The following is a 20,825-nucleotide window of genomic DNA, read 5'->3' as shown; positions in this document are numbered from 1 at the left end:
TAATGACACTTTGGGACCTTACTAAAAACTCACTTTCAACGATTTCTCATCTGTCTCCCACCCTTGAGGAAGCACTGCTAGTGCGACTTATGGAAATGGGTTTTGAAACGAATCAATCCATCACGTGTTTAAGGCGTACGCCATTTTCTGGCCCAATCGTCGTCCAATTAGGTGACTCAGTTTTCTCATTAGAACAAGAGCTTGCTCAACACGTATATCTCGCAACAAACTAAGTTACAAATTAAAGATATAAACATGAAAAAAATCTTAATGGTTGGTAAGCCAAACTGTGGAAAAAGTTTGCTGTTTAATCAACTTACAGGTCTAAGACAAAAAGTCGCAAATTATCCTGGTGTGACTGTCGAAATAAAAAGTGGCGTAATGGACAACGTTGAACTTATCGATTTTCCAGGTACCTATTCTTTAAATAGTTTATCTAAAGATGAAGAAGTCGCAATAAACCAGCTAAATGCGAAGCTCGCTGACGATGACACATCTTTGGTTTTATGTGTTCTAGATGCGACTCGTTTAGAGCGCAGTTTGGTGTTTGCTCTTCAAGCTCAACAACTTGCAACTCAAGCGAGTAAACCCATAGCGTTTGTCGTAAATTTTATTGACGAACTCAAGCGCTTTGGTCACAGTTTTGACATCGACGCCCTGTCTCATGATTTAGGTGCTCCGGTCTATGCGGTCTCTGCTAGAGATTTAGATGGTATTACTGAACTCAAGCAAGCTTTATTGGCGAAAGATTATCAAACCTACCCCTCATTGAGTCGTCAAACACCAATTAGTAGTGTTTCAGATGCGGTAAAAAGAAGTCGAGAATTAGCGTCTAAATACGCAATTAATCGTGATGTAATTCTTAAAAACCAAAATGTACTCGATGCTTTTTTACTTAACAGTTTGTTTGGTTCCATTGCATTTTTTGCCATCATGTTTCTGCTATTTCAAAGTATATTCACGTGGGCAACGCCATTGATGGACGCGGTGGAAGTTAGCCTCGGAGCAATAGCGCAGTTTATAACAGGCTTTGTCGGTAATGGCGTTGTAAGTGACTTTATCAATGATGCTATTTTTGGTGGTGTCGGGTCGTTTTTGGTCTTCGTACCTCAAATCATGGTACTCACATTTGTTATCGGTTTATTAGAAGACAGTGGGTATTTATCGCGAGCCGCATTAATTTGCCATAAACCCCTAAGCTTTTTTGGTTTGTCCGGTCGCAGTTTCATCCCTTATTTGTCGGGCCACGCCTGTGCAATTCCGGCAATAATGGCGGCAAGAACGATAGAGTCGCCTCGAAAACGCCTCATAACTATGATGACCATTCCGTTAATGTCATGTTCTGCTCGACTGCCAGTTTACGCTTTACTAATCGCTGTGTTAATCCCGACTGATGTGTATTGGTTGGGTTTATTTAATATGCAAGGTGTGGCGTTTTTTGGACTTTACTTTTTTGGCATTGTGACGGCGCTAGCCATCAGCGCTTTATTAAGTCGGTCAACAATAACTGAGCAAGAAAAAACTGAAATGCCTTTTATTATCGAGATGCCAAGTTATCGACTTCCACACTGGAAACCACTAGGTCACCGTGTCGTAAACAGTGCGGTGCAATTTATAAAACGTGCAGCGCCTGTGATATTTGTGGTGTCTTTAGTGATTTGGGTATTGGGTTATTTTCCACTCAATGCCAGTTTAGAAGATTCGTTTTTGGGTACGATTGGTCATTTTATTGAACCTATTTTTGAACCACTTGGATTAGACTGGCGATATGGGGTTGCTATATTAATGTCGTTCTTAGCCCGTGAAGTCTTTGTCGGGGCTCTAGGCACCTTATACGGAATGGAAGGCGCAGATGAGAACATTAGCGGCTTAGCGGCGCAAATACTTAACGAAGGCTTACCACTTAATACCGGTATCGGCTTGTTGTTATTTTACGTTGTTGCGTTGCAATGTGTGGCTACCGTGGCAACGCTTAAAGGTGAGATAGGTAATAATAAATTATCTTGGGGTCTCTATGGATTCTATGGCTTGTTGGCTTATGCCTTGGCTTTTGTTGCTAATGTCGTAATTTAGACACAATAGGTTATAAATTAAGGCTGTTATTATTTTAACAGCCTTAACATTTGACTAAATAAACGTTTATGTAAAAGTGAACCTTACAGGTACTACAGGTACAAAATCTCGTGACGTAATTTAGCTAATCGTTGTAATAATTGGTTTTGGATCCTATGTGGCACATCAGCCTTAGTCATTGCGCTAATGAGCAGGTCAACGGTGGTATTAAAATCAGTCTCTGTGATATTCATACCTTCATGTACCTGTTGCATCGTATCCCCCGTATATTGGCAATTACCATCTGCAATGACGCAGATATGTTCAATTAATTTTTCGCGAAACCGATCGACATCCGATTCAGTAAAATATTGAAATATCTTTTTGTTAAACTGAATCTCTTCAATAAAATTATCGACAATCAATTCAATTTTTTTATCGCCACCTAACTGCTGATATAACGTAACATTTGTGGTTACACACGCCGTTAACGCTGCGGTGAGAATGACAACGCCCCATACTTTTCCACTCATCACCAAAGTTTCCCTGTTAAATTAAGAAATAAACCTTCTTGACCTGTTGCCCCGGCAATACTGCCGAGTTTTGCCCAGGCCAGCGTTAAACTGACATTTTTGTTCGGCACATACGCCACAAATATGTCATACCAATCGTCCTCACCCAGACCTAAATTATCGGGCTTTTGTCGATATTCAACACCAATGACTAAGTTTCTTGAAAGCAATATTCCGGCGGAGCCTTCCATCATCAATTTATGAGAGGTATCCGACGCGGACCCATACCCTAAAAAGCCCGTTTGATTAGCCTTAGTCAACCGGCCGGTGACATTCCAAACAACGTTAAAGCCAGCCGCTAAACCTAAATGAACCTTAGTTGCAGCTAAGTAGTAATCTGTATTTGAAGAGGACTCTTTAGCGCCTACTGCATCTGCAATAACATTGTCTTTCAAGCGTTTATGATGAAGACCTGCGCTTACCTGCGGCCAAACACCGTATACGGCATCACCGTATAATTTTACCTTGGCACCAAAGACTTCCTGTTGAATATCACCTCCTAGCGAACTTAATGTAAAGCGTTGTTTAGCGTAACTAAGTTCGACTTTATCATAGAGCCCAATTGCTGCACTGGTCACATCTAAACGGTAATCGGTGGTTGAAACTTGGGTTGTCGACACTGTTGCCGCGACTTCGTCACGCGAACCATAACCTGATATGACGGCCCATGGTACAAGTCCACCGCCTGCAGACCCCTCAATTTGTGTTACGCCAGCCGTTGCTAGCAACTTGCCGTCATTGGTCCCCGCGTATAATGACCCGACAAACAAAGTCGGCAATAAAATTGCGCTTAATATCGTTTTCCAACTTGTCATTCTTGCACCTTTTTATCGTGATATTGCGCTAACCAACCTGTCACCTCTGAGGCTGGCATAGGCCGGCTAATGTAATAACCTTGGATATACTGACAACCTAATTGTCGCAATATCTCCAACGATGCTTTATTTTCAATCCCTTCTGCCACCACAGACAATCCAAAGTTTGTTGCCAGGGAAATAATACACTTCACAATGGTTAAATCGTCTTCATTTTGATCAAGTTGTAGAATAAACGCTTTATCAATTTTTAATGTTTGCACCGGGAAGTCTTTAATATAAGACAACGATGAGTGGCCTGTACCAAAGTCGTCGATGGCCAACGAAAACCCTTTTTCGACAAACAAATTGAGTTGCGCAATGGCTCTTTGTGGATCTGACATGATGTCGCTTTCAGTTATTTCAAACGACAATTGATTAATTGAAATATCAAACTCTTTTAAGCAATCATCAATATATTCAATTAAGTCCCCACACACTATGTCCTGTGCAGAGAGGTTAATTGCTATTTGTTGTTCAGGTAATTGCCAGTGATGTAAATCTCTGATAACACGTCGAATAACCCACTGTGTTAAAGACTTAATGATACCGGCACTTTCTGCAATTGGGATAAACATCTCTGGCGAAACAAAGCCTAATTTTTTACTATTCCAGCGGATCAAGGCTTCCATTTTATCAACGCTATTGTTGCTTAATGCCAATTTAGGTTGATAGAACATTGCCAGTTCGTCTTTATTGTCACTTTCTAATAGGTGCTGTAATTCATATAAAACTTCGATTCGTTGAATATAGGCGGCTTCCTGCTCAGGCAGATAATATTGAATATTGTTACTTTTTGTCCGAGCATGACTTGCTGCAATACTTAAACTTCGGATCACGTCTTCAGCTTTGTCAAACACGCTATTTTTATTATTACTGTCGTTGACACTAACAATGCCAATGACCAATTTGATCCGCACTTTTACCTGCGAAACCAATATTGAACGTTCCATTTCTGATTGAATATCGACGATGTTCTCTAGCGTCACGGTTTGATTGGGGAGCCAAATAACTTCCCCGCCAGCAATTCTCGCTGTACAGCCGCCCTTCGCTTTAATTTCACCGGCGAGGTATTGCAAACACTCATCACCAACTTTATAACCGAAAGTTTCATTCAGCTCTCTAAATCCATTTATCTGAATTGCAATGACCTGAAACGCACCGTTGTTTTCTATGCCTTCCTGAACGAGTTCGAGCAATCGAGTGCGGTTATAAAGGCCAGTTACCATATCGTGAGTGGCGTTATAGCTAATCGTTTTTTCACGTTCTGAAATGTTCAACTGCATCTGTTTAAAAGCAACAGATAAGTCAGCAATTTCAGTCGTGCTGGTGTTTAGTTCAATTATATTTTGGTAGTCACCACGGGATATACGTTTCGCTAGTATAGAGAGGCGTTCCAGAGGTTTTGTCACATTTTTAGAAAAACCAACCCCGAGTAATAGCGCAACAAATACGGCGATAACAGAAATTACGGCAACGTCTTTAATAAGCGTATAAAACTCTTTAAATAACAGATCGGTGTTATGACTTAGCATCACATAACCTTTGAAATGTGGGTAGTTTTCCAGTCTGAAAGCCTGAGTTGTTAGATGCAAGCGACTAAATTTTTTAGCGTTTTCTAATAAAGGTAAATTTGATTGCAGTACGATTTTAGCGTCTGCCGGCGACAATGTGGTTAAATATGCCGACTTTTCTTGGTCAAATAAAAGGGTAATATCGAGGGTCGTTAATTGGCTAAATCGGTCAACGAGTTTTTGATCCATTTCAAACCCTATCATAGCTATGGCGATAGGGTTTGGTGCGTCGACGGTAAGAAATAAAGATTGGTAGAGTTTGCCATTAATCAAATTAAACGTAATTAAACCACCATCGCGCAAAACATTGTCATAAATTTCTGGTGTGAGGTAACTGCCGCTATCTGTCGTTAGAGTATCCGTTTTGCCAATGACTTTAGCGTCTAATGACATCACCAGCATAAGATCCGCTGAAATACGTTCGCTATGGTTATTCAGCATACTGTCTATCGTTGCGCTATCTAACGTGGCGATGGCTTGTTTAAAACCAAAGTCTTCGGTTAAAACCGTAGCAGCATTGACTAACAGGTTTTCACGACTTTCAAGTGAGTTTACAAAGACACTATGACCAACTTCTAATTCACGGGACAACTGCGTATCCGCATGTCGACTGGTTGCAAACCAAATCGCCATTAAAATAACGATTGAGATCAACAAAACGATGCTAACGACGAGCTTGTTTATTCTAAACTTTAATGAATTTTTAAATAACACTAATATGTTTTCCCAAAACGAGTTTTGCGTTTTTGTTGTTTTGTTGAAGCGTCATTGTTTAACAAGGACAAGGTAATGATTTGTGTCGCTTCTATCGGGTCTGACAAATTTGCTTTTTTGTGCTCGAGTCGATTGGTGGACAGACGCGGATGCCAATATTGAAATTCCATTGTCGATGCAAGCCCCATCGACTCTGGCAAATCGACATTACCCTCGCTGTCACTCAAAAAGGTATTGGCTTGTTCAGTCACATAGATATAACCAATCATTTTATCGTGAATATTACAGCCAAGTTCCACTACGCCCGCCGATGAAAACGTCACGGGGTCAGTGGGTGTGTTTTTGTATAGTTTTATTTCAAACGGTTTGGTTTTTGAAAAGCTATAAACGTGATGGCGAACATCATCTCGATTTGGAAAAGCTACTTGTTGACCTTTATCTATGAGCAAAACATAAGGGGCAAATTGAATGTCGACTTGGTCCATAATAGCAACGGGTTTCGTCAATGACTTGTCGACCGCTTGATTGGAAAACTTAACAACAACATTACTTATTGCGGTACCTGCAGGATCAGCAAAATGTAATGTTTTAGCATCAATACTAAGACTGCACAAAAACATCAAAAGGCTTAATGTGATTTTATTCATAACTCATTTATCTTTATCATGTTTTTGCTTTTACAAACCATACATTACAACACTCATCATTTCACCTTTATGTTGCACTTTTTTCGTTTTACTTAGGCACCATTGCTCAGATTATATTTACAGTTCTAGCGCTTGATAGATTTAGCTGCTGATAGGCCTAGTTTTTTAGTCTTCGCCTCATACATCGCTGTATCAGCGGATTCTAAAAGTTGCTTTTTGGTCGTGCCATTATCGCCGTAAATAGCTACCCCCATACTTCCTGTGACTTCAACTTTGATCGCAACGCCATCGTCTGATTCGACAAAATAGTCATCGCAAACCACACTTAATTGACTTTTTGCTGCGGCCAAACACTCATCAATAGTTTGTACATTTGGCAATAACGTAACAAATTCATCACCGCCATAGCGGGCGATAAAATCAGATGAACGACTGAAAATTTCCAACCGTCCCCCCAAAAGCGTTAACAAGGTATCGCCAGCTCGATGACCGTAGGTGTCGTTCAAATATTTAAAGTTGTTTAAATCTAAAAATATGATGCCAAATTTTTCGTCATATCGTTCTGCTTTACTTATCAATTCAGCAAACTTCGACTCTAAAGCCTCCCGATTATAAAGCCGTGTCAAAACATCTCTCGATGCCGACTCTTCTAGTGCTTTAATTAACTTAAACCGTTCCTTTGAAAATCGAATAACCCTTTGTAATAACGATGCCGTCATTTCAGGCTTAGGGATATAATCCTGAGCCCCAAGTTGCACCAACTGATTACCCATTTTAGGATCATCTATCCCGGTGAGAACAACGATTGGTACATTGTGTGCGAGCTTCTTGACCTTAATCATAGTATCCAACCCTCTGCTGTCGGGGACATTTAGATCAATGATAACTAGTTCAGGCATTAAGTTTTTAAGGCCACTTGTTAACGACTCCAATGTTTTAAATACACCAATCGAATGTTTATCAAGCACGTCACTTTGAATCGCTTTCGTGATCAAATAGGCGTCCTCTGTATCGTCTTCGAGGAGATAAATGAGTAATCCGCTTTTATCTACATTCATGTGTTAATTGCCCTATTATATATTGCCCAAAATCCTACTACTGACTTTAGAAAAGCCGCTATTTCATTTATTGTGTCTAGTTTTTTTATATAAGAACTTGCCCCGATTTTATAGCTTTCTTCAATATCTTTTACGTTTTTAGAAGTGGTATAGATCAAAACTGGTAACGTTATGAGCCCTAAGCTTTGCCTAATAATCCGAAGTGTTTCAAGACCACCAATGCCTGGCATGTTTAGATCAAGTAAAACAATCGAATTCTCACAATCTTTGTTTACCGCTAAATAATCACAAATTTCTTTACCGTCTCTATATGTACTTAAATTGATCGGCAGGGCGACTTTTTTCACGGCTTGCTTAAAAAAATATATATCGTCTTGATCATCATCTACCAATAATAAATTAATCATTTTTTAATGCCTTGGTAATGAAATAGTTATAGTCGTCCCTACGCCAACTTCACTGTCACAAGCGATAGTCCCTTTATGAACTGACACTATCTGAGTCACAATTGCTAAACCTATTCCACTGCCTTCATATTCATCCCTAACGTGCAGCCTCCTAAACGGTTCGAATACGTTGGCAATTTCAGAGTCTTGGATCCCAATGCCATTATCCTGAATAATAATATCGACGTTCTGCGCCCTATATTTACAACGAATAGAAACACATGGTGTTGTTTCTGCATTGCAAAACTTCAAACTGTTACTGATTATATTTTGCATCATTTGCAAAATTAACCCTTCATCGCCCACAATGTCACCCACCGATTTATCCCAATTTACATCGGCTTTCCTATCGGCAATAGACAACTCCAAAATATCGCAGACCTCTTCCAATAACCTTGGTAAAGATATGTTCTTTTTATCTAGTGAATTGGAAGTGATCCGACTCAATTTAAGTAAATCGTGGATCATTGCTCCCATACGCTGTGCGGCTAACTTCATTCGCGACAATTCGTATATCGACGCGTCATCATTCTCGATCAATGGTGTTAAACGCTCAGACAAGGAGTCACTAAATGCGGTTATCTTACGCAAAGGCTCCTGTAAATCATGGGATGCGACAAACGCAAAACGTTCTAAATATTCGTTTGATTCTTTTAATTTATCCACTAATTGATTCTTTTCGGTAACGTCAACAAACGTCCCCAATACTTGACTTGGCGTTCCGTCTGGATGACGAGTTAAAATTGAATCAACCGAATAGCACCAAACCCAATCACCGTTTTTATGTTTGAAACGATACTCCAACGGATGAAGTTCACCCTCTTTACAGTTAGCCATTTTGTCCAAATGCGTTGTAATGAGCTCTTGTTCGTCAGGGTGGAACAACGCTAACAGGTTGTCGCACTTGTCTAAATCATCAATTGTATACCCTAATATAGTCTGGTATGCCTCATTGATAAGAGTATTTTTATAAGTAGTTAAATCAAAAATATACATACCACACACAGAATTATTAACCAAACTTTCCAAAAATTCCGTATTTTTTTCCAATTTTTCTTCGACGATTTTAAGTTCTGTAATGTCAGTCGCGGTACCAACTAACATAGAAACGTCGCCTCGAGAATCAGCAATTGGGTACAACGTCGTTTGAAACCAAAATGTTCTAATGGTCTCAACTTTCTCAATATATTCGATGGTCTTTTTAGAATTAATACAACTTCGGTATCGAGCGGAGACGTGATCAACAAATGCCTGTGGTAACAAACTGCCAGCGAGTTGTTTAAACGGTTTACCTATGATGACATCCTTGGGAACATTTACTATTTTTAACGCTGTGTCATTTAAGATCGTATAACACAACTCATCATCTTCCATTTGATTAACAACAAAAATTGCATTGCTAGAGCCTTCATATATGGCATTGAGAAGTTTGTTTTTTTGGTAGTACTTTTCTTCTTTTTGTTTCTCTTCTTCAATATATCGTAGAGAGCCGGAAACCAGCGTTGGCACATCATTAATGTCTAGAATTGAATTACCATTTATCGCAAACCAACCATATTCCCCAGTTTCATTTTTACCCACATACTCCACATAAAAACGTTCGCCATGTTCTAAATGTTGATTAAGTGCATGACTGACAGCATCAACGTAATCTGGGTGTACATTAGACAACCAGCTGTCAAAACTCGGTTCGTCCCCCAACTTAGCGCCTATCATCGAGTAAAATTTAGGGGACCAAATCATCTTGTTGGCTTTGAGATCCCATTCCCATAGCCCCTCTTCGGTAGCCCGAACGGCCCTCTCAAATCTAGAATTACTGTCAATTAACATCTGTTTAATTTGCATGACTTCGCGCAGGTCTTTGATCGTAATAACAAAGGCCATTTTTTCTTGAAATTCTTTTTTTGTTATCACAACCTCAACTGGAATTAGCTTATTTCCGTATTGAACACTGTCTAGAAACTTAATTTGATCGCCTATTTCGACGCCATCAAATAATTTTTCTTGATGGAACTCCCACTTAAATTCTGTCGAATTCCCTTGAAATAACGTCGATATATGAACTGAATTTAACTCTTCGTTGTCATTAAATTCTTTGTTATAAAACGAGTTTGAGAGAATGACTCGACCTTCGTCATCGACTAAAAGTAAGCTAATTGGAATCGAATCTAAAACAAACTGGGTTAGTTTCTGGCTTCTAAGTTGGCCTGATAAATATTCATTTTCTTTTTGACTGTCGGACCATTTATTTATGATCCCTTCGTATTGCTCTAAAGTTGGGATTTTAACGATTTGAGGCATTAACCTATATAAACTTATCGCGGTGACTAAAGAGATGATTGCCGTGAGAATTTTTGCGATGCCATGTAAGCCGTAAACCCCCTGCCAAATAGTCCAAACGCCCATTAAGTGGCTAATTCCGCACATTAAAATAAAGCCCGAAAATAAGACAAATACGGCGCGGTGTTCAATGTCAGGTCGATTGCGAATAAATGCAATTAGAGCAATTGGTATCGAAAAATAGGCGGCGGCAATAACAAGATCTGATATGACGTGCGCCCATAAAATATGCGGCTGCCAAAAATAGCAATGACCATGCGGCATATAGTCTGCACGGAAATAGGAGTCTAAGAGGTCACCCATAAAATAAAAACTATCCTAATTATAAACATTCAAAATTAAGCATAGCCGTTTTTCTATTTTTTGGTAAAAATATTAACCGTGGACATTAAGAATTAATCAATAAAATCATTTATATAAATAGCTCATTCTTTAAGCAGAATAATTGATTCTCGCTATTCTTTATCAAAGCTATCAACAATTATTGCCCCCATTGAGGCGGGCATTGTGATGACAACAATCCGTTTAAACGCTAAAACGGGACTGTCAACAATTGGCAACTTATCAATACACATCAAAACAAGTGCAACAACAAACGCTGAAATGACATAAGCAATTAGTATTCGAAATACAAAGGTAGAGACTCGGTGGCTAATATCTTGTTGAAAGACGCTTTGATAGGCAAATAGCCCTAAAAACATCATCGAAAGGCAAAACAGAAAAAACAAATTTACCCAAGGCAAGGTTTCCCCTAATCGCCAGGCTTCTTCAGAAAATGAAATAGGAACGGCTAATGCAAAGGCACCAACGAACACCTGGCTGGCGTCTTCTAAATTGAAATTTTTAATCACGCTTATTATTCCTCATTTAGCCTATACTCATTCGATGTTGTCTGGTAGTTGGTTGATTTCAACATAACTTATTTTTTATTTTGGTTAAATGCATTTGCTCCAATAACTTAATACGGGTCACTTCATCTGCAATAGAAAATGACTCCTCACCTTATCGTTCTATTTAATAGAATGATAGGCTCGATTTATACTAATATCATTCCACTATATAAGTGTTAGTCTGAACACATTACTGATTGAGAGGAACAATTCATGAACATTATTAAAAAACTGCAAAGTCGCCCTACTCAAGATGGCGATGGAGTAAAAATCTCAAGAATAGCGGACTTTTCAGGCATTCACTTAGATCCGTATTTAATGATAGACGAGCTTCGTTCCGACGATGCTAAGGATTTCATTGGGGGTTTTCCTCCACATCCGCATCGTGGGATTGAAACTTTCACGTATATGATTAAAGGTGCATTTGAACATCAAGACCAGATGGGCAATAAAAAACAAATTCGCGCCGGTGACGTGCAATGGATGAGTACCGGTTCAGGGGTTATTCATTCTGAGATGCCGGCTGCCGATGAAGAGCATGGCATGCATGGGTTTCAAATTTGGCTAAACATGCCCGCTAAAGACAAAATGCGTCCAGCTATTTACCAGGACTCTGCAGAAGCTGGAAGCCCTGTCATTAACGATCAACAAGGAGTCACATTAAAAGCGTTGGCGGGAAGTTGGCAATATGCAAATCAACACGTTGCTTCTCCTCTTGATGGTTTAGCTACCGGAGCCGCTGTTGCGGATATGATTTTTGACGCGAATAAAGATGCAACACTTAACTTACAGCAATTTGAGCAAGTGCTTATCTATGTGCACACGGGAAGTTTAAGCACGCCACCGCTCGCTCGCGGTGAATTGGTTATTGTTGACTCACAATCAATTATCGAAATGACATCGAGTCAAGTAGGGGCTGGTATTTTAGTTTTAACAGGCAATAAAATTAAAGAATCAATTGTTCATATGGGCCCATTTGTGATGAATACACAAGCTGAGATTAACCAGGCTGTACAAGATTATCAAACGGGCAAATTTGGCCAATTGACAATTTAAACCTGATTAAGAACATCAAAGTAGCGATATCTTGTTGTGCTTAGGTTGGATAGATCTAAATGCAACAAGAATAATGTAGTTGTAACGTGGTAAAAATAGGTAACAAATTATGGGTTTATTGGTAGATGGTATTTGGCGCGACGATTGGTACAAAACGGCTGATAATGGTGGTGCATTCAAACGTGAAGACGCTAAATTACGTAATTGGGTTACCGCTGATGGAAGTGCAGGTTCTACTGGTAAAGCAGGATTTAAAGCTGAGTCTGGGCGTTATCATCTCTATGTCTCACTCGCCTGCCCCTGGGCGCATCGGACATTAATTTTTAGGCAGTTAAAAAGCCTGCAATCGCATATTGACGTATCCGTTGTAAGCTCTGACATGATTGAACACGGCTGGACGTTTGACCCAAATACCGGCAGCAGTGGCGATAACTTATATCAATCTGAATATATGCACCAGATTTATACCAAAAATGACAGCACCTATACAGGACGAGTAACGGTCCCTGTATTGTGGGATAAAAACACCCAACAAATTGTTAGTAACGAATCTGCTGACATTATTCGAATGTTTAACTCAGCGTTTAATGATATCACGGGCAATACATTAGACTTTTACCCAGCTGAATTGCGCAAAGAAATAGACGCCATTAATGCGTTTGTTTATCCAAACATAAACAACGGCGTATATCGATGTGGTTTTGCAACGACGCAACAAGCATATAAAGAAGCTTATGATTCGTTATTTGTCGCACTTGATAAAATTGAAGAAATTCTCGCCAACAATAAATATTTAGTAGGTGACCTACAGACTGAAGCGGATTGGCGACTATTTACAACGCTTATTCGTTTTGACGCTGTATATTTTGGACACTTTAAATGTAACCAAAGACAAATAGACAGTTACCCAAATATTTCCAATTATGTAAGATCGTTATATCAAGTTGCTGGGGTCGCTGAAACCACTAATATGCAGCACATCAAACGCCACTATTACTTTAGTCATACGATGATCAACCCAACCCAAGTTATTCCGGAAGGGCCTAAACAAGACTTCCTAGCGCCCCACAATAGAGGGTAATCAATGATACGGATTACACTTGAGCAATGGCGAATGTTTAAGGCCGTTGTGGATTTTGGCGGTTTTAATCAGGCCGCCCAAAATATTCATAAAAGCCAATCGAGCATTCACAGCTCGGTAAGTAAAATTGAACAATCGTTAGGGTTAAAATTATTTTATATTGAAGGTAAAAAAACACATCTTACTGACTCTGGCGTCCTATTATTAAGGCGGGCTAACTATCTGTTGGAAGAAGCGGAAAAACTCGAATCAATTGGCCATATATTATCTGAAGGCATCGAGTCTCAACTAAAAATAGCAGTAGATGAAATGTTTCCCCAAGACCGTTTATGTGAAGCACTTGAGCTTACGTCGATGGCGTTTCCTTTTTTACGGGTAGAAATTTTGGAGTCGGTATTAAGTGGTGCCAATGAATTGCTCGAAAAAGGTTCGGTCGATTTGGCAATTTCGTCGATAAACAATACGTCTGGCAGCAGCGAAGCAATTTGCCAAATAGAGTTTATTGCAGTCACTAGTCCTGATCACCCCTTGCAACAAAACACACAACCGATTTCACATGAAGAACTTAAATTGCATCGACAAATTGTTATCCGCGATTCAGCGTTAACCCAAAGCAAAGATGCTGGTTGGTTAGGGGCGCATCAGCGTTGGACTGTAAGCCATATTCGAACCTCTCTTGATATGTTAAGTCGCGGATTGGGATTTGCTTGGCTGCCTGTTACGTCGATTCAAACGGCGCTGCAACAAAACACCATCACCCCATTAGCGCTTAAGCGGGGCTCTTCTCGGTTAGTTAGTTTGCACTTGTTATATAAAGATGATGATATGTTGGGCCCTGCAACACAATTTTTTGTTGAAAAACTGCGAGAGCAATGTTTAAAAATTTAGTTTTGGATAAAGCATCTAACCTCGTTTTCGTTTAACATGTTTTTAACGAGTTAGAATGAAATTTGGTTTATGGATCTTAATAATAAAACGTGTGTGATCACCGGTGGCAGTTCAGGCATTGGTGAAGCCATTGTAATGCGATTTTTGGCCGGTGGTTTTACCGTGTTTAATTTGGACTTAACCCCTTCAAATCACGGTGAATTTATAAAGTGCGATGTGACTGTTCATCAGCAGGTCGCCGCCGCAATTGCGAATATTGGGGCAATACACAATATCGATGTGCTTGTGTCAAACGCTGGTGTGCATCATTCAGCCAATATTGAAGATACCACGGAAGCCGATTTTAACCGTGTACTTGAAATAAACGTCAAGGGCGCATTTTCAGCGGTTCAATCGGTACTGCCCTACATGAAGCAGCAAAATTCAGGTTCAATTATCTTAATGTCGTCTGACCAAGCGCTTGTTGCGAAACAAAATTCATTTATATATAACCTAACCAAAACCGCAATTGCGTCTATGGCAAAAACTACGGCTATTGATTACGCCAAATTTAATATTCGAGCTAATGCCGTTTGTCCCGGTACGATTGAAACGCCGCTTTATCACCGGGCGATTGATAATTATTGTGCAAAATCAGGCGCTGATAAAGCCCAAATTCATAAAGAAGAAGCCGCGCTACAACCCCTCGGGCGACTCGGTCAACCGAGTGAAGTGGCGGAACTCGTGTGGTTTTTAGCAAGTGACCAAGCCAGTTTTATCACTGGTAGTTTGCAAGTAATCGATGGCGGTTACACAGCACAATAATGAAGATAATCGATCCGCATATTCATCTATTTGACTTATCAAAAGGGGAATATGGTTGGTTAAAACCAGAAAACCAGCCAAATTGGCCAGATAAAAGCCGTATTTTTCGTTCATTTTCAGAAGAAGATCTAACGCTTGGCGTGTCGAATAAGCTGGCGGGTTTTGTCCATATAGAAGCAGGTTTTGATAATAACGCCCCATGGCGGGAAATAGAGTGGCTTGAACGTATTTGCCAAAAGCCATTCAAAAGCATTGCGGCGATAGATTTAACGCTGCCACCTGCATCCTTCAAGCACCAAGTTTCCAAGCTCAAGGTGTTAAATTCGGTTGTTGGGGTTAGACATATCTTAGATGATGATCTACCCGCTATTTTGAGTCATCAAAATACCGCAAACAACTTATTAACACTTGATAATCTCGGTTGGATATTTGAGTTACAATTTGATCTTAACAACACTGATTTTACTTTGTTGTGTGTCGACAAACTGACACCATTTAATAATATTAAATTTACATTAAACCACTGCGGTTTTATCAATTTAAGTCACTCAGAGATTAACAGTCAGTTCTATCAAAACTTAATATCAGTTAGCCAACTGCCTAATATAGCGGTGAAATGCTCAGGATGGGAAATGATAGATAGAGCATATGGTTTTGCTGATGTTCACTCTGCTGTGCTCAAATGCATCGACATATTTGGTCCTAAAAAAGTTATGTATGCGAGTAACTTTCCTCTGTGTACTTTTAGTTATGGCTACCAACAATATTGGCAAGAACTCAATAAACTTAATATTGTCCATGCACAGGCGCTCTTTCACGACAACGCCCATACATGGTATCAATTTTAGTTATACCGTTATTTAACGGTAATATTGGGTGAGCGTTTTACAACGTCATCATTTAATTCAATTCCAATTCCCGGTGTCTCTGATACTTCAAAGATACCATTTTTAGGTTGTGGGTCTTGAATACACAGTTCACGGTTCCAGTGTTTGGTTGCGTAAGTATGGTGTTCATGAATTAAAAAGTTAGGGATTGCTGTTTCTAAATGCAAGCTGGCGGCTGTTGCTACCGGACCACCGCAAACGTGAGCTTGAATTCGGATGTCATAAACATCGGCATAATCGCAGACTTTTTTCGCTTCTGTAAAGCCTCCGCATAAACCAACATCAGGTTGTAAAACGTCAATACTTTGATCTTCAAAATAAGGTCGAACATCCCAACGATGATATAGACGTTCGCCACCGGCAATTGGCACATTTACGTTGTCGGCAACTTTTTTATGGACAGCAGAATTTAAGTAATTCACTGGTTCTTCGTACATCATGCAATCCACTTCTTTAACAATTTCACCCATCTGTATCGCAGATGCAGCCCCCATTAAAGAATGCGATTCAAAAATAATGTCAACGTCTGGGCCAACTGCATTTCGAATAGCACGTAAGCGGTCACCAAATAATCTAAGCTGTGGGCGAGTGAATAAATTGGTTCGGTCAAATGACGAATCACCATTTTTATCATAAACGATAGGATCAACTTTAACCGCGTCAAAACCCTCTGCTACCGCTTTTAATGCCGCTTCAGCGTACTCAGCAGGTTCGATTAGTTTTTTAATGTCCTTATCCCAATCGAACTGCAACTGACTGGCATAAGTACGCAGCTTGGTATTTGTTTTGCCGCCTAATAATTGGTAAACAGGTACACCAAACGCCTTGCCTTTGATGTCCCACAATGCGGTGTCTATTGCGCTCATTGCCGCATACAGGACAGGCCCACCGCCTAATCCCCAAAAACTTTCCCTTAACATTCTTGACCACAACAGCTCTGTTTTAAACGGGTCGAAACCGATAAGAACGGCTTCAGTGATCTCTTTTATCATGGCTGCAGCCGCACTGTGGCCCCAATCATAGGCTAAGCCAGCTTCACCGACACCTGATATCCCTTCGTCGGTATGAACACGAACAAATATTGGATTCCAAGCGGTACGGTCTGGGCAATGGATGTCAAAGATCTCTACATGAGTTATTTTCATTATTAATTCTCTATTGGTCAAATTCTGGGTAAGTTCGTTTTACTTTTCGCATCATTGCGGGCCAGGCTTTTTCACCACCTGTTTGGCCAGAATGAACGATATTAGCCTGGGCCTTGATTCCGTCAATAATCGATTGTTCAACATAATTAATTGGTTGTTGCATAGACAAAGCTTGCACTTGGATATGACAGGCACGGACAAGGTCGTACATATGCATAAAAGCATCACCTATAGTTTTACCTAACGTTAACGCACCATGATTACGTAACAACATAAAATTTGCTGCACCTAAGTCGTCTTGGAGGCGTTTCTTTTCATCCTGATTTACCGCTAAACCTTCGTAATCGTGATAGCTCATTGACGCTAATGCAAACATCGAATATTGAGAAATAGGTAACAACCCGTCTTTCATGCTCGCAACAGCAATGGTTTCATTGGTATGTACATGGAGTACACATTGGTCCTCGTGGCGTGCTTCATGCACCGCACCGTGTATTGTATAACCGGCTGGATTAATTGAGAAAGGACAGTCTTGTTGGATCACATTGCCATCGATGTCAATTTTTACCAAATTGGATGCATTGATTTCGTCAAATGCTAGGCCAAACGCATTAATAAGCAAATGTTCAGTACCTGGGATCCTGGCGGAAATATGTGTGTGAATTAGGTCATCCCAACCATGTATTACATACAGCCGATAAGCCGCCGCAAGCTCAACACGAGTTTGCCATTCTTGTTCAGAGACCTGGCCTTTTAAACTAATTGGTGGTAATTCATACATAATAAACAACTCGTATTACTTTCTTTGACAGCACTTTACTAAAACAAATGACGAGGTGAAAGTGCCTGATTGAATAAGTTATGATTTCCGAGTGTTAATTTAATTGCCCCGCAAAAACAAAAAAGCCAGCTAAGGGATTAGCTGGCTTCCAAAATGTTAAGTTTAACTTTTTAAGATCAGATTAAGCGGCCTGGGGGAAACTAAATTCATCTTCAGGATCTGTGCCGTCTATGATTTCTTTTTCATCCGTATAACCATCAGAATCAAAATCTGAACATGCATCGCCTAACCCATCGAGGTTAAAATCTTCCTGATTTGGGTTAAAGACGTCAGAACAATTGTCAGTACTATTATCAACACCATCATTATCAAAATCAACGTCTTGACACATGTCTCCAACGCCATTACCGTCAGAGTCAATTTGATCTTCGTTAGCGTAAGCAACGCAATTATCCATGTAATCAACTATTCCGTCCAAATCCATATCAGAATTCATGTCCGGTCCATGGTCAATATTAAACGAAAGTAAGATATCTGCTGTTGCTTCAGTATTAAACAAAATTTGCATTTCATTTTCAGTTCCTGACTCATAGTGACCCTGACGTAATACCGTTTTACCATCTGATTCAATAACATTTTCGACAAATAAGAACATGTCTGAGTTTCTCATCATTTGTAAATGGTCAGGAAGTTCAAGAACAAAAATATCAAAACCACCCATATTGGAAAATAGCACAAGGCCTTCACCTAATAATAGTTTCTCCATATCGCCGTGGTCGTTATATCCGTGTTTAAATATGGTGACCGTTAAATTACCCCCCATAATAGTGCCGTCATCCGACCAAAACTCTGCAAACATGTCGCCTTCTAAATACAATTTAAAACCGTCATTTTCGTCATCGAGCATTTTATTTGAAATAATGTCATCAATACTTGTTGCTATAACCGGAATGACCTCTTCGAACTCATTTTCCTGCCATTTCAAAACAATAGCGTTAGCACATTCCAGATCTAAACTGTCGATCATATCCATATTTTGGTCACACCAAAAACGGTAAGTTCCGTCTACATTTTCAACGTTAGCAACATAACCTATAGCGTCATCACTAAACGTTTCATTGGTAAAAGCGGCTTTATAATCATGATGTAAATAATGCGATATTTGCATACCCGACAAATCGATTGCCTGTAAATCTATATTAAGTTGCGATCCATCAACGTTTAACATTGCGGTATGGCCTTCGGAGCCGTAGCCATCAAACGTTAGATTACCAAGAGCTTGCATAACGCCGCTGTCATTTATAATAAATTCTTGCATATAACTCTCAGTATGTTCTAACCAACTTTGCGCCGCCAAATCAAATCTATACATGGTTTCCGCATTTTGATCGACAGCATCAATAATGGTGCCATATTCAAAATCCTTGCCTTCGATATAATTAAAGCTATCAAACCAGCTCAAACCAGCCATAAATGCCGTTTCTTCATTAACACTCATATCTGGGCGTTCAATGCTCATTGTCGTGGTGACAACACAGCCTTTTTCAGTGTCTTCCACCACATCACTGTGCATCATCGTATCCGATAACTCGTCGTATTGACCCATGTACATCCGGAACATCGGTGCCATTTGCTCTGATCCAGTGTCGTCCGTTCCGTCTTCGGCAATATTCTCACTCATGCCGTCGTCTGTGCCCTCGGCATTGTTAGGTTCCATGTCGTCCTTCATTTCGTACCACATGTAGCTGCCATCCTCGGCCAGTACGCCGTACGCAATCATATGGCCGCCCATGTTTCCTTCTATGCCTTCCATGCCGTACATGTCATCGTCACGATCATCATTTACATTCGCATCAAATACGAAGAACTGATTGCCTTCCATTTCAATTTTGCCTAAACCGCCCATAGGATAAATCATGCCGCTCATGTCGCACGTCATGTCAGAGCTGATATCGCTAAAGGATTCTTGTCCTTTACCGTGCCAAAGGCCACTGATGTCACTCACCGCAATATCACACGCATCGCCCAAGCCGTTATCGTCCGCGTCTTCCTGTCCGTCGTTCATCACGGCAATACAGTTATCGTCGTAGTCCATCACGCCGTCACCGTCTAAGTCGGTGAACTGCCTTCTGTCCCACACCATATCGTCGTAATCATCAGCGTCGTCTTCGTTTAATACGCCGTCATTATCGATGTCATCATCCATATAATCTGGAATGCCGTCTTCATCAAAATCTGGCTCATCAACCACTTTGCCTATCCATGGATTATAAATATCCATGTCTTCGTCGTTCATCACGCCGTCGCCATCGATGTCACTGTCCATATAGTCTTCAATACCGTCACCGTCTGTATCTGCTTCGCCGTTGATTTCACATGCATCGCCAACGCCATTTTCGTCCACATCCAGTTGGTCTTCGTTCTTCACGACTGGGCAATTATCTTCACCGTCTAACCAACCATCTTGGTCATAGTCTTTATTTTGATAATTGAAGTCACACAAATCGCCAATACCATTACCATCTTGGTCATGTTGTTGCGGATTATAATGCTCTGGACAGTTGTCCATATCATCATCCCAGCCATCATAGTCTTTATCACTCACTGGCTTCATTGGTGCAAAGTGCATCAGCACATCGTCTTTCGCCACATCGTTAAATAACATGACTTGCTCAACACCCATACCGTCGACCACATAACCCATACGTAAGTAGGTATTTGTCATGTCATCCGTACTTTCCAATGTGGACTCTTCAAATAGGAACATCATTTGTTCTGGCATATCAATGCCGTCTGGTAATACAAATGTATACACCGCAACATCGCCCATCATGGTCAATTCCAGTCCATTACTTACCGCTACAGGGCCCGCTTCTGCGTTCATTCCTGAATGGTATTTCACTTCGAGGTTACCACCGGCAAACGTTCCGTCGTCTGACCAAACTTCCACAAATTGATTGTCGCCAAGCCACACCTGAACCGGCATATCTGTCGTTTCATTGGCATTGTTTATCACATCATCAATGCTCATCGCTG

The 20,825-nt window shown here is 40.3% G+C and carries 18 protein-coding genes; 7 read left to right on the top strand and 11 right to left on the bottom strand.

Annotated features, from left to right (window positions below; translation table 11 throughout):
• Positions 1–2: 2 nt before the first annotated feature.
• The gene (locus Q4575_RS15085; RefSeq protein WP_215964879.1) at positions 3–233 is read left to right on the top strand and encodes a FeoA family protein; all 231 of its coding nucleotides are present in this window, start codon (positions 3–5) and stop codon (positions 231–233) included.
• 22 nt (positions 234–255) lie between these two features.
• The gene (locus tag Q4575_RS15080) at positions 256–2,073 is read left to right on the top strand and encodes a ferrous iron transporter B (RefSeq protein ID WP_303523390.1); all 1,818 of its coding nucleotides are present in this window, start codon (positions 256–258) and stop codon (positions 2,071–2,073) included.
• Positions 2,074–2,165: 92 nt separating this feature from the next.
• Here Q4575_RS15080 and Q4575_RS15075 read toward each other — a convergent pair whose 3' ends face one another.
• The 8 genes from Q4575_RS15075 to Q4575_RS15040 form a co-directional block, all read right to left on the bottom strand.
• Positions 2,166–2,585: a group 1 truncated hemoglobin gene (locus Q4575_RS15075; protein WP_303523389.1), complete on the bottom strand. Its 420-nt coding sequence runs from the start codon at positions 2,583–2,585 to the stop codon at positions 2,166–2,168.
• Positions 2,585–3,439, bottom strand: coding sequence for a DUF3034 family protein (locus Q4575_RS15070; protein ID WP_303523388.1), 855 nt, complete (start codon positions 3,437–3,439; stop codon positions 2,585–2,587). Before Q4575_RS15070 ends, Q4575_RS15075 begins: the two co-directional genes overlap by 1 nt.
• Positions 3,436–5,766, bottom strand: coding sequence for an EAL domain-containing protein (locus Q4575_RS15065; RefSeq protein WP_303523387.1), 2,331 nt, complete (start codon positions 5,764–5,766; stop codon positions 3,436–3,438). The genes Q4575_RS15070 and Q4575_RS15065 overlap by 4 nt, the downstream gene beginning before the upstream one ends.
• The gene (locus Q4575_RS15060; protein WP_303523386.1) at positions 5,766–6,413 is read right to left on the bottom strand and encodes a methylamine utilization protein; all 648 of its coding nucleotides are present in this window, start codon (positions 6,411–6,413) and stop codon (positions 5,766–5,768) included. Before Q4575_RS15060 ends, Q4575_RS15065 begins: the two co-directional genes overlap by 1 nt.
• 125 nt (positions 6,414–6,538) lie before the next feature.
• Positions 6,539–7,471 (bottom strand): GGDEF domain-containing response regulator, encoded by a 933-nt coding sequence (locus Q4575_RS15055; RefSeq protein ID WP_303523385.1) that lies wholly within the window; start codon positions 7,469–7,471, stop codon positions 6,539–6,541.
• Positions 7,468–7,878 (bottom strand): response regulator, encoded by a 411-nt coding sequence (locus tag Q4575_RS15050; RefSeq protein ID WP_303523384.1) that lies wholly within the window; start codon positions 7,876–7,878, stop codon positions 7,468–7,470. The genes Q4575_RS15055 and Q4575_RS15050 overlap by 4 nt, the downstream gene beginning before the upstream one ends.
• A 3-nt stretch (positions 7,879–7,881) precedes the next feature.
• The gene (locus Q4575_RS15045) at positions 7,882–10,560 is read right to left on the bottom strand and encodes a PAS domain S-box protein (RefSeq protein WP_303523383.1); all 2,679 of its coding nucleotides are present in this window, start codon (positions 10,558–10,560) and stop codon (positions 7,882–7,884) included.
• A gap of 152 nt (positions 10,561–10,712) precedes the next feature.
• Positions 10,713–11,108, bottom strand: coding sequence for a DUF2391 family protein (locus tag Q4575_RS15040; RefSeq protein ID WP_215964870.1), 396 nt, complete (start codon positions 11,106–11,108; stop codon positions 10,713–10,715).
• Between the two features lie 252 nt (positions 11,109–11,360).
• On the opposite strand from Q4575_RS15040, the gene Q4575_RS15035 reads away from it, so the two are divergent.
• From Q4575_RS15035 to Q4575_RS15015, 5 genes are all read left to right on the top strand, one after another.
• Positions 11,361–12,203, top strand: a complete 843-nt coding sequence (locus Q4575_RS15035; protein ID WP_303523382.1) for a pirin family protein — start codon at positions 11,361–11,363, stop codon at positions 12,201–12,203.
• Between the two features lie 109 nt (positions 12,204–12,312).
• Positions 12,313–13,284: a glutathione S-transferase family protein gene (locus Q4575_RS15030; RefSeq protein ID WP_303523381.1), complete on the top strand. Its 972-nt coding sequence runs from the start codon at positions 12,313–12,315 to the stop codon at positions 13,282–13,284.
• Between the two features lie 3 nt (positions 13,285–13,287).
• Positions 13,288–14,172 (top strand): LysR family transcriptional regulator, encoded by an 885-nt coding sequence (locus Q4575_RS15025; RefSeq protein ID WP_303523380.1) that lies wholly within the window; start codon positions 13,288–13,290, stop codon positions 14,170–14,172.
• 69 nt (positions 14,173–14,241) lie between these two features.
• Complete coding sequence (locus tag Q4575_RS15020) at positions 14,242–14,976, top strand: SDR family NAD(P)-dependent oxidoreductase (RefSeq protein WP_215964866.1); 735 nt, start codon at positions 14,242–14,244, stop codon at positions 14,974–14,976.
• The gene (locus tag Q4575_RS15015) at positions 14,976–15,824 is read left to right on the top strand and encodes an amidohydrolase (protein ID WP_303523379.1); all 849 of its coding nucleotides are present in this window, start codon (positions 14,976–14,978) and stop codon (positions 15,822–15,824) included. The genes Q4575_RS15020 and Q4575_RS15015 overlap by 1 nt, the downstream gene beginning before the upstream one ends.
• 8 nt (positions 15,825–15,832) lie before the next feature.
• On the opposite strand, the gene Q4575_RS15010 is transcribed toward Q4575_RS15015, so the two are convergent.
• The 3 genes from Q4575_RS15010 to Q4575_RS15000 form a co-directional block, all read right to left on the bottom strand.
• Positions 15,833–17,008: a mandelate racemase/muconate lactonizing enzyme family protein gene (locus tag Q4575_RS15010; RefSeq protein ID WP_215964864.1), complete on the bottom strand. Its 1,176-nt coding sequence runs from the start codon at positions 17,006–17,008 to the stop codon at positions 15,833–15,835.
• 10 nt (positions 17,009–17,018) lie between these two features.
• Complete coding sequence (locus Q4575_RS15005) at positions 17,019–17,789, bottom strand: class II aldolase/adducin family protein (protein ID WP_215964863.1); 771 nt, start codon at positions 17,787–17,789, stop codon at positions 17,019–17,021.
• 181 nt (positions 17,790–17,970) lie between these two features.
• Positions 17,971–20,825, bottom strand: a 2,855-nt coding sequence (locus Q4575_RS15000; protein WP_303523378.1) for a thrombospondin type 3 repeat-containing protein, incomplete at its 5' end; no start/stop codon positions are given.

Origin of the sequence: Psychrosphaera sp. 1_MG-2023 (assembly GCF_030548245.1) — a bacterium.
Lineage (GTDB): Bacteria > Pseudomonadota > Gammaproteobacteria > Enterobacterales > Alteromonadaceae > Psychrosphaera > Psychrosphaera algicola.
This window is presented reverse-complemented; position numbering and strand designations above follow the sequence as displayed.

What these genes read in the sequence shown, in the direction of transcription:
- Q4575_RS15015 (WP_303523379.1), top strand. Translation starts at nt 14,976, where the DNA reads ATGAAGATAATCGATCCGCATATTCATCTATTTGACTTATCAAAAGGG.
- Q4575_RS15020 (WP_215964866.1), top strand. Translation starts at nt 14,242, where the DNA reads ATGGATCTTAATAATAAAACGTGTGTGATCACCGGTGGCAGTTCAGGC.
- Q4575_RS15060 (WP_303523386.1), bottom strand. Translation starts at nt 6,413, where the DNA reads ATGAATAAAATCACATTAAGCCTTTTGATGTTTTTGTGCAGTCTTAGT.
- Q4575_RS15010 (WP_215964864.1), bottom strand. Translation starts at nt 17,008, where the DNA reads ATGAAAATAACTCATGTAGAGATCTTTGACATCCATTGCCCAGACCGT.
- Q4575_RS15045 (WP_303523383.1), bottom strand. Translation starts at nt 10,560, where the DNA reads ATGGGTGACCTCTTAGACTCCTATTTCCGTGCAGACTATATGCCGCAT.
- Q4575_RS15075 (WP_303523389.1), bottom strand. Translation starts at nt 2,585, where the DNA reads ATGAGTGGAAAAGTATGGGGCGTTGTCATTCTCACCGCAGCGTTAACG.
- Q4575_RS15080 (WP_303523390.1), top strand. Translation starts at nt 256, where the DNA reads ATGAAAAAAATCTTAATGGTTGGTAAGCCAAACTGTGGAAAAAGTTTG.
- Q4575_RS15030 (WP_303523381.1), top strand. Translation starts at nt 12,313, where the DNA reads ATGGGTTTATTGGTAGATGGTATTTGGCGCGACGATTGGTACAAAACG.
- Q4575_RS15070 (WP_303523388.1), bottom strand. Translation starts at nt 3,439, where the DNA reads ATGACAAGTTGGAAAACGATATTAAGCGCAATTTTATTGCCGACTTTG.
- Q4575_RS15035 (WP_303523382.1), top strand. Translation starts at nt 11,361, where the DNA reads ATGAACATTATTAAAAAACTGCAAAGTCGCCCTACTCAAGATGGCGAT.
- Q4575_RS15005 (WP_215964863.1), bottom strand. Translation starts at nt 17,789, where the DNA reads ATGTATGAATTACCACCAATTAGTTTAAAAGGCCAGGTCTCTGAACAA.
- Q4575_RS15050 (WP_303523384.1), bottom strand. Translation starts at nt 7,878, where the DNA reads ATGATTAATTTATTATTGGTAGATGATGATCAAGACGATATATATTTT.
- Q4575_RS15085 (WP_215964879.1), top strand. Translation starts at nt 3, where the DNA reads ATGACACTTTGGGACCTTACTAAAAACTCACTTTCAACGATTTCTCAT.
- Q4575_RS15055 (WP_303523385.1), bottom strand. Translation starts at nt 7,471, where the DNA reads ATGAATGTAGATAAAAGCGGATTACTCATTTATCTCCTCGAAGACGAT.
- Q4575_RS15025 (WP_303523380.1), top strand. Translation starts at nt 13,288, where the DNA reads ATGATACGGATTACACTTGAGCAATGGCGAATGTTTAAGGCCGTTGTG.